The organism is Streptococcus mitis (assembly GCF_019929545.1).
GTDB lineage: Bacteria > Bacillota > Bacilli > Lactobacillales > Streptococcaceae > Streptococcus > Streptococcus mitis_BU.
Genome location: NZ_JAHZPT010000003.1, coordinates 53,805 through 68,220, shown reverse-complemented (window position 1 = coordinate 68,220; position 14,416 = coordinate 53,805). Strand labels below are relative to the sequence as shown.

General features: G+C 38.2%; 11 protein-coding genes. 4 read left to right on the top strand and 7 right to left on the bottom strand.

The annotated features are described in order from the left end of the window. The first annotated feature begins 15 nt into the window (after window positions 1-15). The 4 genes from K1I71_RS01750 to K1I71_RS01735 all read left to right on the top strand — a co-directional run bounded on the left by K1I71_RS01750 (window position 16) and on the right by K1I71_RS01735 (window position 5,517). Window positions 16-1,008, top strand: coding sequence for an alpha-ketoacid dehydrogenase subunit beta (locus K1I71_RS01750; protein WP_000448714.1), 993 nt, complete (start codon window positions 16-18; stop codon window positions 1,006-1,008). A gap of 668 nt (window positions 1,009-1,676) precedes the next feature. After that, window positions 1,677-2,720: a dihydrolipoamide acetyltransferase gene (locus tag K1I71_RS01745; RefSeq protein ID WP_000752717.1), complete on the top strand. Its 1,044-nt coding sequence runs from the start codon at window positions 1,677-1,679 to the stop codon at window positions 2,718-2,720. A 44-nt stretch (window positions 2,721-2,764) separates the two neighbouring features. Then, window positions 2,765-4,468, top strand: a complete 1,704-nt coding sequence (gene lpdA, locus K1I71_RS01740; protein WP_263284763.1) for a dihydrolipoyl dehydrogenase — start codon at window positions 2,765-2,767, stop codon at window positions 4,466-4,468. A 59-nt stretch (window positions 4,469-4,527) separates the two neighbouring features. Then, entirely contained in the window at window positions 4,528-5,517 is a 990-nt protein-coding gene (locus tag K1I71_RS01735; RefSeq protein WP_045606764.1) for a lipoate--protein ligase, read from the top strand. A 73-nt stretch (window positions 5,518-5,590) separates the two neighbouring features. On the opposite strand, the gene xerS is transcribed toward K1I71_RS01735, so the two are convergent. The 7 genes from xerS to K1I71_RS01700 form a co-directional block, all read right to left on the bottom strand. Then, window positions 5,591-6,661 (bottom strand): tyrosine recombinase XerS, encoded by a 1,071-nt coding sequence (gene xerS / locus K1I71_RS01730; RefSeq protein WP_049491412.1) that lies wholly within the window; start codon window positions 6,659-6,661, stop codon window positions 5,591-5,593. Between the two features lie 551 nt (window positions 6,662-7,212). Beyond that, window positions 7,213-8,763, bottom strand: a complete 1,551-nt coding sequence (locus K1I71_RS01725; protein ID WP_223330044.1) for a ClC family H(+)/Cl(-) exchange transporter — start codon at window positions 8,761-8,763, stop codon at window positions 7,213-7,215. A 16-nt stretch (window positions 8,764-8,779) separates the two neighbouring features. Then, window positions 8,780-9,559, bottom strand: coding sequence for a ribonuclease HII (locus tag K1I71_RS01720; RefSeq protein WP_223330043.1), 780 nt, complete (start codon window positions 9,557-9,559; stop codon window positions 8,780-8,782). Next, the gene (gene ylqF / locus K1I71_RS01715; protein WP_000201324.1) at window positions 9,546-10,397 is read right to left on the bottom strand and encodes a ribosome biogenesis GTPase YlqF; all 852 of its coding nucleotides are present in this window, start codon (window positions 10,395-10,397) and stop codon (window positions 9,546-9,548) included. The genes K1I71_RS01720 and ylqF overlap by 14 nt, the downstream gene beginning before the upstream one ends. Window positions 10,398-10,781: 384 nt before the next feature. Further along, on the bottom strand, window positions 10,782-11,891 hold the full coding sequence (locus tag K1I71_RS01710) for a glycosyltransferase (RefSeq protein ID WP_223330042.1): 1,110 nt from the start codon (window positions 11,889-11,891) through the stop codon (window positions 10,782-10,784). 10 nt (window positions 11,892-11,901) lie between these two features. After that, window positions 11,902-13,452 (bottom strand): lipopolysaccharide biosynthesis protein, encoded by a 1,551-nt coding sequence (locus tag K1I71_RS01705; protein WP_223330041.1) that lies wholly within the window; start codon window positions 13,450-13,452, stop codon window positions 11,902-11,904. Then, entirely contained in the window at window positions 13,453-14,415 is a 963-nt protein-coding gene (locus K1I71_RS01700) for a capsular polysaccharide synthesis protein (protein ID WP_223330040.1), read from the bottom strand. It lies immediately after the preceding gene. Between the last annotated feature and the right edge of the window lies 1 nt (window position 14,416).

Sequence of the window (14,416 nt, the reverse complement as noted above, 5' to 3'; positions counted from 1 at the left end):
GGAGAAAGAGATAAAATGGAAACAAAAACAATGTCGTTTCGTGACACCATTATCCTTGCTATGTCTGAGGAAATGCGTCGCGATGAAAATGTGTTCTTGATGGGAGAAGATGTCGGTGTCTTCGGAGGAGACTTCGGTACTTCTGTTGGAATGCTTGAAGAATTTGGTCCAGAACGCGTTCGTGACTGTCCGATTTCTGAAGCTGCCATCTCAGGTGCAGCAGCAGGAGCAGCCATGACAGGCCTTCGTCCAATCGTCGATATGACCTTTATGGACTTCTCGGTCATTGCCATGGACAATATCGTAAACCAAGCAGCTAAAACACGCTATATGTTTGGTGGGAAAGGTCAGGTTCCAATGACTGTTCGTTGTGCAGCTGGTAACGGAGTTGGTTCTGCAGCCCAGCATTCACAATCTCTAGAGTCTTGGTTCACTCATATCCCAGGACTTAAGGTTGTAGCACCAGGTACGCCTGCGGACATGAAAGGACTGCTTAAGTCTTCTATCCGTGATAACAACCCTGTTATCATTCTTGAGTACAAGTCAGAATTTAACCAAAAAGGGGAAGTACCAGTTGATCCAGACTACACGATTCCACTTGGAGTTGGGGAAATCAAACGTGAAGGTACGGATGTAACAGTTGTTACTTATGGAAAAATGCTTCGCCGTGTGGTTCAAGCTGCTGAAGAATTAGCAGAAGAAGGCATTTCAGTTGAAATTGTTGACCCACGTACCCTTGTTCCGCTTGATAAGGATATCATCATTAACTCAGTGAAGAAGACTGGTAAGGTTGTTCTGGTCAACGATGCCCATAAAACAAGTGGCTATATCGGAGAGATTTCAGCTATTATTTCAGAATCGGAAGCATTTGACTATCTAGATGCACCAATCCGCCGCTGTGCAGGAGAAGATGTGCCAATGCCTTACGCGCAAAACCTAGAGAATGCAATGATTCCAACAGTTGAAAGCATCAAAGATGCAATCCGTAAGACATATAACAAGGAATAAATTAAACATAAGTTAAATTATGTAATTTTTTGGGTTTTTAACTTTAATAACTTGAGATATGTTTTGTATCTAAGTTGATTGTAAAGTTGCGACAGTTTTTTGGTGAATCGATACTATTCGACAAAAAACTTAGTAAGTCTACTAGGTTGACCGCGAATAGAGGCAACCGTAGCAACTTGAGATACGTGTTGTATTCAAGTTGCTTGTAGAGTTGAACACGGGCTAAAAACTCGGAAAAAAAATAAATCTCCTTGACTTCATCAAAGTCTGCGTTGATTTCCTATTTTTCAGTCGCTTTTAAACGCCCTTTACATCATTTAATTGAATTCGGACGGAGGTCTGCGAAAAAAAGATAGATTTCCTTGTGTTCATCGAACACATCGTTAATCTCCTATTTTTTCATTGCCCTCTGCGTCCTTAATATCTTATATTCGAACACGGGCTAAAAGCTCGGAAAAAAGATAAATCTCCTTGGCTTCATCGAAGTCTGCGTCGATTTCCTATTTTTCAGTCGCTTTTAACGCCCTTTGTATCATTTAATTGAACTCGGGCTAAAGTCTGTGTGAAAAAGATAAACTTTCCTAGAAACTAAAGTTTCTTCGTCAAGTTTCCTATTTTCACTTTGACTTTTGACGCCCTTAGTATCTTATAATAGAATTGGAGAGGTCATGGCTGATGACAAGCTAAGAGCGACTCCTGCAGCTAGAAAATTAGCGGATGATTTAGGGATCAACCTCTACGATGTTTCTGGCTCAGGTGCAAACGGTCGTGTCCACAAAGAAGACGTGGAAACTTATAAAGACACAAATGTGGTTCGCATTTCGCCACTTGCAAAACGAATTGCACTCGAACATAATATTGCTTGGCAGGAAATCCAAGGAACGGGTCATCGTGGTAAAATCATGAAGAAGGATGTTTTGGCCTTGCTTCCTGAAAATATTGAAAACGACACCATCAAGTCTCCTGCTCAGATTGAAAAAGTGGAAGAAGTCCCTGATAACGTAACACCATACGGTGAAATTGAACGTATCCCAATGACACCAATGCGTAAGGTGATTGCCCAACGTATGGTTGAATCTTACTTGACTGCGCCAACCTTCACTCTCAACTATGAAGTTGATATGACTGAAATGTTGGCTCTTCGTAAGAAGGTTCTTGAACCAATCATGGAAGCAACTGGGAAGAAGACCACTGTAACAGATCTTCTTTCACTTGCAGTTGTTAAGACCTTAATGAAGCACCCTTATATCAACGCTTCATTGACAGAAGATGGCAAGACCATTATCACTCACAACTATGTCAATCTTGCGATGGCAGTTGGGATGGATAATGGATTGATGACACCTGTTGTTTACAATGCTGAGAAGATGACTCTTTCAGAGTTGGTTGTAGCCTTCAAGGATGTTATTGGCCGTACCTTGGATGGCAAATTGGCTCCAAGTGAACTTCAAAATTCAACATTTACTATCAGTAATTTGGGAATGTTTGGTGTTCAGTCTTTTGGTCCTATCATCAACCAACCCAACTCAGCTATCCTTGGTGTCAGTTCGACAATCGAGAAGCCAGTTGTCGTTAATGGTGAAATTGTGATTCGCCCAATCATGAGTCTTGGTTTAACAATCGACCACCGTGTCGTAGATGGTATGGCTGGTGCTAAGTTTATGAAGGACTTGAAAGAATTGATTGAAAATCCAATCTCAATGTTGATTTAAGAGCAAGAGTATTCATTTTAAGATATAGATAAAGGAAGGAAGACATGGCCTTAGAAGTAATTATGCCAAAAGCCGGCGTGGATATGACAGAAGGACAAATCGTCCAATGGAATAAAAAAGTCGGAGAATTTGTAAAAGAAGGAGAAATCCTTTTGGAAATCATGACTGATAAAGTCAGCATGGAATTAGAAGCCGAAGAAGATGGGTACTTGATTGCCATTCTCAAAGGAGATGGTGAAACTGTCCCAGTAACGGAAGTTATCGGTTACCTTGGTGAAGAAGGGGAAAATATCCCAACAGCTGGAGGAGCAGCCCCAGAAGCTAGCCCTGCACCTACAGCAAGTACCTCAAACGATGATGGTAAGAGCGATGATGCTTTTGATATCGTTGTGATTGGTGGAGGTCCTGCTGGTTATGTTGCAGCCATTAAAGCTGCCCAACTCGGCGGTAAGGTTGCCCTTGTTGAGAAATCTGAACTTGGTGGAACCTGCTTGAATCGTGGATGTATTCCAACCAAGACCTACCTTCATAACGCTGAAATTATCGAAAACATCGGTCATGCAGCAAACCGTGGTATCGTGATTGAAAATCCAAACTTCACTGTAGATATGGACAAACTTTTAGAAACTAAATCTAAAGTTGTCAATACCTTGGTGGGTGGTGTTGCAGGTCTTCTTCGTAGCTATGGAGTTACTGTACATAAAGGTATTGGTACAATCACTAAGGACAAGAATGTCTTGGTAAATGGTTCTGAATTGCTTGAAACCAAGAAAATCATACTTGCTGGTGGTTCAAAAGTCAGCAAAATCAACGTTCCTGGTATGGAATCTCCACTTGTGATGACTAGTGACGACATTCTTGAAATGAACGAAGTTCCAGAAAGCCTTGTTATCATCGGTGGTGGTGTTGTCGGTATCGAACTTGGTCAGGCCTTCATGACATTTGGTTCAAAAGTGACTGTTATCGAAATGATGGACCGTATCGTGCCAGCTATGGATGCAGAAGTGTCTAAGAACCTTCGCTTGATCCTTGAGCGTAAAGGAATGACCATCTTGACTGGTACTAAACTGCAAGAAATCATCGAAGAAAATGGTCAACTTCGTATCAAGGTTGAAGGAAAAGATGATATCATCGCAAGCAAAGCTCTCCTTTCAATCGGTCGTGTGCCAGACCTTGAAGGTATTGGAGAGGTTGAGTTTGAATTGGATCGTGGTCGTATCAAGGTCAACGAATACATGGAAACTTCTGTTCCAGGTATTTACGCACCAGGTGACATCAACGGTACTAAGATGTTGGCTCACGCAGCCTTCCGTATGGGGGAAGTTGCCGCTGAAAATGCTCTTAAAGGGAATCATGCTGTTGCCAAGTTGAACTTGACTCCTGCAGCCATCTATACTCTTCCTGAAGTAGCAGCAGTAGGTTTGACAGAAGAACAAGCCCGTGAGAAATACGATGTTGCTATCGGTAAATTCAACTTTGCTGCTAACGGTCGTGCCATTGCATCAGATGCAGCTCAAGGTTTCGTAAAAGTCATCGCTGATAAGAAATACGGAGAAATCCTTGGTGTTCACATCATTGGTCCTGCAGCCGCAGAATTGATTAACGAAGCGTCAAGCATTATCGAAATGGAAATCACTGTTGAAGAAATGCTGAAGACTATCCACGGACACCCAACCTACTCTGAAGTGATGTACGAAGCATTTGCGGATGTTTTAGGAATGGCCATCCATTCACCTAAGAAAAAATAAAAGAAAGATAGATTAGACTGGAAAGGTGTTTTCCAGTCTCTATCGTATAAAGGGATATCATGAAATATATTATCAATCATTCAAACGACACTGCCTTTAATATTGCCTTGGAAGAATATGCCTTTAAACACCTTTTGGATGAGGATCAAATCTTCCTACTTTGGATTAATAAGCCATCTATCATTGTTGGTCGTCACCAGAATACCATCGAAGAAATCAACCGTGATTATGTTCGAGAAAATGGTATTGAGGTGGTCCGCCGTATCAGCGGTGGTGGAGCTGTTTACCACGATTTAAATAACCTCAACTACACGATCATCTCAAAAGAAGATGAAAACAAGGCTTTTGACTTTAAGAGCTTCTCAACTCCAGTTATCAATACTTTGGCTCAACTTGGGGTTAAAGCTGAGTTCACAGGTCGTAACGACTTAGAAATCGACGGTAAGAAATTCTGTGGTAATGCCCAAGCCTATATCAATGGCCGTATCATGCACCACGGTTGCTTGCTCTTTGACGTTGATTTGTCAGTCCTTGCTAACGCCCTTAAGGTTTCAAAGGATAAATTTGAATCAAAAGGTGTGAAATCTGTTCGTGCTCGTGTGACCAATATTATCAATGAATTACCAGAAAAAATCACAGTCGAAGAGTTCCGTGATTTACTACTGGAATACATGAAAAAAGAGTACCCAGAGATGACTGAATACGTTTTTTCTGATGAAGAATTGGCTGAAATCAATCGCATCAAGGATACTAAGTTTGGTACTTGGGACTGGAACTACGGTAAATCACCTGAATTTAACGTCCGTCGTGGAACAAAATTCACTAGTGGTAAGGTGGAAGTCTTTGCTAACGTTACTGAATCAAAAATCCAAGACATCAAGATTTATGGTGACTTCTTTGGTATTGAAGACGTTGCTGCAGTAGAAGATGTTCTTCGTGGAGTGAAATACGAACGCGAAGATGTTCTTAAGGCGCTAGAAACTATTGATATCACACGCTACTTCGCTGGTATTAGCCGTGAAGAGATCGCTGAAGCGGTAGTTGGATAAATCAAAAAGAAGTTGGTTGTAGGACCAGCTTCTTTTTTTAAAATCATATATTACATAATTTATTTTATGTATTTTATAAACTGTCTAGAGCATTCTTTTGTTCATCATTAACGATATGGGTATAGAGGTCAGTGACTTGTGTGCTGGCATGTCCTAGCTGGTGACTGACCAAAACTTGCGATTTAGTGGCATCATAGAGCCTGGTTGCTAGGGTATGGCGCAGTTTATGGGGAGTTACACGGACTTTGAAGTCCTCAGAGTACTTAGCAACCATTTTCTCAACACTGGAAGCATCGATACGATTAGGAACACCTCTGTAGAGAGTCAAAAAAAGGGCTGTGTCTGTCTTTTCTGTCTTATAGCGTTGATTACGAATGGCTAGATAATTCTCTAGATATGGTTTTGCAAAGGCAGCGACATTGACCGAGTCACGTTTGCCACCTTTTCGAGTGACATCAATAACCATCATCTTGAGATTGAGATCTCTTAGATCCAGATTAACAGCTTCAGACAAGCGGACGCCAGACGCCAAGAGAAGGGCAATAATGGCCAAATCTCGTTCTTTATTTTTATTAAATGATGATAGGGCGCGATTTGAGAGTTGTTGTGGATACTCTTGGTCAATATAAGTAAGAAAACCTTCTGTTTCATCGCCTAAAAAGAGTTTTTGCTTGATGTTTTCAGCTCTGGCAGCAAGCGTTTCTTTCTTTTTCTTTGTTGAAACTTTTTTCATTACATTACGATAGAAATAAGGTTCCCCCTGGTCGTTTTCGACTTCCTCGGTTAGATACTTATAAAGACTGGAAAGAGCTGACAAGGTTCGATTGATAGTTGTCTGAGAAACTCCTTGCTTGGTTGTATTAGCATTCAGCAAAGGTCGTTCACGTAGGTAAAGGATAAAAGATTCCATGTCTTTCTTAGACATATTTTCCAAGACAGATAAAGGAATATCAGACATTTTATCAGCGTTTGAAATGCCAGACTCCAAAACCCAGCTAAAAAATCGATCGTATTCCTTGAGGTATTCGTACAAGGTTGTAAAACTGTAAGGAACAGCTAGCTTAGATTGATAGTATTCCAGAACATACCAGGGCATGATTTGTTTTAGTTTGTCGATTCGTTCCAGTAAAATCTCACGTTTCATGTATTTTCTCCATAAATAAGTCTCTACTAGTAGTATAGCATAGACTTATTTATTTTTCAAGAAAATTATAGTTTTTCGGAAAGATGTTATAGAGGTTTTAAAAAAGACTTAGACCTGTGTAAAACGAATCTAAATCTTTGGAGTTTCTATTGTGAATCATTATCAAGTGCTTTTTCTAGTTTCCAAATACTAAACCAGAATGAAATAGTCAACAGAATGAAGAAAATAATAAAGAACTCACCCACTAAACTTCTGTTAATACTACACAACTGAAGAGCTATATAAGGAGCTATGAGATACAAAATACATTGTATAATTGCTATTGTTTTCTTTTTCATGATTTTAATCTTACTGTAAAGATTTGATACAGTAAACTCCTTTCTAGCTTTATGCTTTATCATTTCTAACTTGATTATAGTTTTATTTTAACAAAGTTCAGTTACTTGTGTGTGAAATATACTATCTGTAAAAAAATAACCGATCTCATTTCTGAGAATCGGTTTTCTAATGTATTTAATTTCGAAACATAACATAAATTATGTAAATAAAGCTTACAACAACAAATCTTTGACTTTCCCAATTTCACTTTTTGGAATAACTAGGTGAATCATATCTCCGAGATACATTCTGGTTGAACCGTTAACGGTTTGGCTTTTACCGTTATGGACTTGGGTAGTAATGAGAACGTTATGAGGCAAGTTGAGTTCGTGTACTTGTTTTCCTGCTATTTTATCTGAAACAGGGATTTCAATGAGGGTGACTTCTCCTTCATCTGTCGCTTCTTCAGGTAGCATTTTTTCCAACATAGCCTCATAGACAGGTGCCCCCTTGAGTAGATCCATGATAATATAGGCAACCAAGGTCACTAATCCAAGTGGCATGAGATTACGGATGTCTCCTACCATCTCAGTTACGAGAATCATAGCAGTTAAGGGAGCCTTAGATATTGCTCCAAAATAGCCACTCATTCCTAGAATGACAAATATAGGGAATTGCTCTTGACTGACAAGTCCAAGATTGACACAAATGACACCTACTAAGGCACCAAGCAAGGAACCAAGCGCCAAAATTGGTAGGAAAATACCTCCTGGAAGGCCACTTCCATAACTAATCATACTCCAAACAAAACGAATCAGAAAGTAAGCTAATAGAACTTGGAAACTAAAATCTTGCTCAGTCAGGGAAAGAACCAGCTGATTTCCACCACCAAGGATTTTGGGTAAGAAGATTCCGACTGGTATGATAAGGATAAAAGCAAGAATTGGATAATAAGCTCTATCCAAATGGATTTTTTGACCAAGCCAATCATAAACTCGACCAACATTGAGCACAGCTTTCTCATAGAGAAAACCGGAAAGTCCAAGAAAAATTCCCATAAGGAGGTAAATCCAATACTGATCCAGGGTCATGAGTGGGATGTTGTCTGGCATGTCCAGTACGGGTGTTAGGCCAAATATGAGCAAAGAGACAAAGTTTGCTACGAGACTGGCTGCTAGAGTTGAGACCCAGAAAAAGCGTGAAAAATGGTGATAAACTTCTTCTACCACAAAGAGAAGTCCTGCAATCGGTGCATTAAAGGCTGCAGCTAGACCAGCAGCAGCACCACTGGCAATCAAGGAACGTTCCTCAACTGGACTGGATTTGAGCCACTTTGCAATACCCTTACCACCAACTGCTCCAAGTTGGATACTTGGCCCTTCACGCCCCAGCATGAGTCCACTGGCTATAGCTAGAATTCCTAGCACATATTTTTTCCAAAGAACGCCCCACCAGTTGAGAGTCATTAGTCCCTTTAATTCGGCTTCGACTTGAGGGATTCCTGAGCCTTTGATATCTTTTTCTGAACGTGTCAGTTTAGCACTAAGCCAGCAGACGAATATGTAAAATAAAACCAGTATAAAAAGATTGCGCACTAGGTGAGCTTGATCTTGATAAAGTCCTTGTATCAGGTGAAAGCCTTTTTCAATTAAAAACCGAAAAGATCCGACGATGAGTCCGACAACGAGACCAACGATGATTCCTCGTCCAACTTGGGATAGTATGGTACTCGAGGCAAAGGCAAATTCTTTCTTGGAACTGAGTGTTTCTGACTGTTCCTCCATAATCATTCCTTCTAACTTAACTTTCTTTTTCTCCTAAAACCAGTGATTTAACGGGTTCAAAGCTTGTTCGGTGAATTGGGGTAACTCCTAGTTTTGTGAGGCCTTCCAGGTGTTTAGCTGTTCCATATCCTGCATTAGCAGCGAAATCATAGCCTGGAAATTGCTGGTCGAATTCTTTCATCAATTCATCACGTGTCACCTTAGCTACTATAGATGCTGCTGCGATAGAGAGGGAGTTGGCATCTCCTTTGATGATAGATGTTTGTGGAATGGGTAAATCCAGTTTCATGGCATCTATCAAAAGGTGCTCCGGTTGAGGACTGAGCTGGGAGATTGCTTCCTTCATGGCCAGTTTGGTTGCTTCATAGATATTGACTTGGTCGATGACCTGATTATCCATGATACCAATGCCGATTGACAAGGCTTGCTCCTGAACGGCTTGGAAAATCTCCAGATGTTTCTTTTTAGGAATTTTCTTGCTGTCATTGAGGCCTTGAATCTTACAATTTTGAGGTAACATAACGGCTGCAGCGACTACAGGACCAGCAAGAGGACCACGACCAACCTCATCAACACCAGCAATTAAGGTCAATCCTTGCTTGTAAAGTTCTTTTTCATAAGAAAGCATGGATTCCAAACGAAAATCTTCATCCAATTCTGCCTGAATAGCTTTTTTACGCTTGCTGATTTCCTTTTGAACTCCTGAGCGATTATCCTTTTCAAGCTCTAAAAAAATAGGGCTATCTAGGTCCTTGACCGTTGCAAGGAGTTCTTTGATTTCTTTAATCGTCGCCATCGAGGTCTTCCAATGTATCTAAGGTATAGTTACCGAGTTTGCCGTCGCGGACTTCCTTCACGAAGAGACTGTAGAAACGGTCATAGTCGTCACGGAAACCGAGGGCGCGGGTCATATCCATAATAATAACAGGCGCTTCTTCTTCAATTTTCATTTGTTTGAAGCGTTCAGCCAGCTTTTCTGGATAATGTTCTTTGAAATAATTGAGGCCAAAAATGGTCACCTCATCCATAGGAAGCAACTGGTCTTTAATAGCTCCCGTTAAGGCTAACTTAAGCGCAACAGTTTCATCTTCAAACTTAGGCCAAAGAATCCCCGGTGTATCCAAGATTTCCAGGTCTTTATTTGTTTTGAGCCACTGTTGTCCCTTGGTAACCCCTGGTTTATTGCCGACAACGGCAATTTTCTTACCAGCCAAACGGTTCATGAGAGTTGATTTACCAGCATTTGGAATCCCGATAATCATGGTACGCAAGGTTTCAATTTTAATCCCACGTTCTCTCTGGCGAGCAATCTTATCAGCCATGAGCTTTTTGGCCGCATCTGTTACAACTTTTACAGTCACTTGCTCTTTGGAGTTAATAGCCAGAGTCTGGATTCCTTGTGATTCAAAATACTGACGCCATTCTTTGGTCATTGCTGGATCAGCCAAGTCTGCCTTGTTTAAAATCAAGAGTTTTGGTTTGTCACCAACAATCTTGGTCAACATAGGATTTTGACTAGATAGAGGTAAACGTGCATCCACCAAAATCGTCACAAAATCAACAAATTTTAAATTCTCCTGCACCTGTCGACGCGCTTTAGACATGTGACCAGGAAACCATTGAATTGTAGCCATAATATATCTCCTTCGGATTGAAAAAATTGTAAAAACGTTTTCTTTCTTGCCTTCTATTCTATCATAAATTATTCTTTTTTGCATAAGCTTTTGTCTAGAAAAGCTATTTTATTAAGGAAAATTGAATGCAATCTCATTTTTTAATATATTAATTTTCAGTAAATGCCTATCTCTAATCCATGAGATTATTAAATATAAAATTAGTCGTATTGCATTCAATTAAGTTAATTAATCATCTGATAAAATAATCAAAATATATTTTTATGAAATATCATTTAGAAGTACTATTAAAACATACCTAATTTTATTTATGAAACTACCGGATAATGGTCTGATTGAAATGAAATTAGAGAAGACATGTTTGTCCTCTCCATCAATTATTTATCACTCCTCAAATAACTTCTCTAACTGTCTAGTAGCAAATTTAATTTCATAGCCATGTTCACTAATTTTTTTAAGAACATACTCATTATCTAATATACGTCCATCTTTGACCGACAAAATCTTATCCGCCCATTTTTCAAGAGAATCTTTCAAAGACAAACTGTTATCATAGTTATCTAGTATCCTTGCGTCTGGTAAATGCTTTGCTGTTACAACAGGTAATCCATTTGCTTGCGCTTCAATGAGTACAATTGGCAAGCCCTCAAAATGAGATGGGAAGAAGAACACATCTAATAAATTTAGCATTTTTCCGACATTAGTGGTCAATCCTGTAAAAATGACTTTATCTTCTACACCATATTCTTTTGCCACATTTTCTAAAAATGCAGTATCACCTCTTCCGATAAAAACTAAACGGGAATTTGGTTCTTTTTTGACGATTTCAGAAAAGACCTTAATACAGAAACTTTGATTTTTTTGTTTCTCATTTAAGCGGGAAACTTGCCCAATGACCAAACAATTTTCAGGGATCTGATACTCCTTTCGAAGTTGGGTTTGCATTTCTTGATCATATAAAAACTTTTCCACCTCAATGGCATTATGAATAACTAGTGCTTTTTCTCTTTCCTTACCATGATAAAAATGGTTCAACGCTTCTGTTCCACAGGCCCAAAAATCTGTTGCATATTTTCCGACAAAAAGTCGATTAATTGGGTGAATAAAACGATAAAATTTATCTGCTGTCGCACAATGTCCATGAACAATTCTTTTTTCGATTCCATATTTCTTTGCTAATTTTAAAAATTCTAGATGAGTCAGACCGTTTTGATTGGACCATAAAATATCATAACGATGAGCATTCTCCTTAAAGAAACAATCCCATTCCTTTAATGCCTGTTTCATATGAGGTCTTAACTTGGGGATTCTATGAACGACTAGAGGATTGCGACAAAGCTTTTTAAAATGATCACTAAATTCAACATCTTCAGAACCTTGTAGTAAAAATTCCAGTTCAAATTCAGAGGTATCGATATGATTATAAAAATCTACCACAATTTTTTCCAAGCCACCAACATCTGGAACCAGACCACAAACCAATATTCTTTTCATTGATTTCTCCTTATTTTTTTAACTTTAATACTTTTTGAATCATCAGGATGATTTGTCTACCGCCTTCATGATTTCTAAATAGGAAAACGTAGACACCCAATACTATCAAATAAAGGACGATTTTGATGATCAAACCGAAAATGAAATCTAGCTGACTTAAGAGGTAGTTATCCAGCAAACTCAAAAGTAGAAAGCTTATCCCTGCGACAGTGAAATCTTGTAACAATGTTTTAAAAAAATCCTTTGAGGAAGCTTTCAATCCATACTTAAAGGCGCTATAGGGTTCATACCATGTACAGGTCAAGACTGTTGAACAAATCGTACCCAATAAAATTCCAGATACCCCTAAATCTAAAATCACTAAAAAGTAGAGTGAAAGGGAAATATTTAATAAAATCTCGACGATAACTTTTTTATTTTGCTCATAACTTAATCCATAAACTGAAATCAACGTTAGAATCGGTCTTCTATAAAAAGTTAGGAAAAAATGAAGGACAATCAAAATCTCAACTGTACGATTAAATGAAAAATTTTCCCCTAACCAGATGGTCATAAATGGATGAATGAACATTAAATAGCCTAAGCTAGCAAAATAAATCAGGCTAAAAGCAATAAACTGGAATTTTTTTAGGAATTTAACTATATCTGCTACTGTCGTAGATTCCGAATGGACTAAGTTACCTACGGAAGAAACAACTGAATTGATCACAGTATTTAAAATCAGTGAAAGAAATCCTAAAACATAGGTATAATTCCCATAAATACCAATAGCTGCTAAGCTGACAAAACTTGCCATTAGAATACTATCTGTTTGAAAAACAATTGTTTCTCCAATACTACCGACTACATTTCCTTTGATATTTCGGATAAATTTTTCTTTTTCCTCCTGATTAATGGGTGTTATCTCATTCTTAAACAAGTAACTATACAATCTATCTACAATCCCCGACATGATGATATTCCCTATAAAATTCATCATGATACTGATCAATAGATAAAAGATATAATTTTGGGTAAAGAATAAAATTCCGATTTGCAAGCATACACGAAGCGTATTTAATCCAAAGTCAATCAAAGTCATCACATAATTACGCTGATCGACATAAAGTAAGGTTCGTTTATAGGAGAAAAAATAGCTGGAAGCTGAGTTAAATACAAAGAGGAAAAAAATCAAATATACTTCACTATTTACCGTATAATCCTTTATCATATAAGGAAGAAATAAAGAAAGTATAGCGCCCAGTATAAAAATAGAAAAGCCAATGATTCTATATAATTTTTTGAAAAGAATCATAAAGGCATTGATTTTTCCATGTTCTCCTCTGTCTAAGGGTCCATATAGTGCATAGCTCATGGCTCCAGCAACCCCTAATTCTGCCAAAGACAGGATAGAAACTAAGCTAGACAAATAATTGTTTAATCCTAGATAGGTTACCCCAAGTAAATTGATAAAAATAGTTCGATTGATAAAGCCAAGAAGTACTTGAAAAGGTTGCAATACAAGAGCAATACTTGTATTTAATGTGGCAAATTCGGTTCTACTTTTTTTCGTGTATTTCATCTATTCCTTTAATTTTCCTTGTAAAAGTTGCTCCAGATAACTTTCTGGAACGACCTCTTCTTTATTAATTTTATAAGTGGTTTTCATAATTGGTGTTGTTTTCAACACTTCTTCCCATTCGTTTTCATCAAAAAGTTTATCAGCATGTTCTCTTAAAAACCACACTCTCTCAGCAGTTTCTAAAACAGGCAATGTATCCACTAATGATCTAAATTCAGAATTTGAAGTATATTCGGACAAAATAAAATAATCCATCATCAGGTAATGAATAAAGACTGGATATTTACGTACATAGTACATATATAAATCCCGAATATGTTTGAAATGAGCTCCCCCTTTTTGTCCTGCAAGGAAAAAACCTGACCATTTAAAATCACCAATCGTTCGCTCCATTTGCTCAGGATATGTCGGTGGATGATTCAAACTAAAAAAGTCCCCTTCAAACATTTTTACCGTGGCGTATGGAGATACAAATAAGGTTGCATCCATCCATATTCCACCGTATTGGTATAAGAGACTAAAACGAATAATATCGGAATAATGCGCAGCTGATAATTCTTTTTTCTTGTATTTTTCGGTGATGTTTCTTGGAATATTGATGAAATCTGCCAGATTTTGATCCGTCAATAAATAGAATTCACAGTCATTTCTTTTGGCGAAGTCTTTTATGGTCTTCATTGAAGCCTGGACCGTCTCAGGCATTTGAGCTTCTCCCTGTTGCCACATTGTCCAAATAATTTTTGGAAATTCTGTTGTTTCTTCTTCTTTTTCATCACTCGAATCATCTATTTGAGCTTCTTTTCGTAATTTCAGTACAAAATCCAAAAGAATCTTTCTACGAAAATCATAAAACATCTTGTCAGATTTTTGTGCAAGAAAGTAAACACATGTTAGTTTAAGGCCATAATATTTTAAAATTTGACGATAGCGAGCCATTTTTTTTTGTAAGATTTGTAGTTTCATA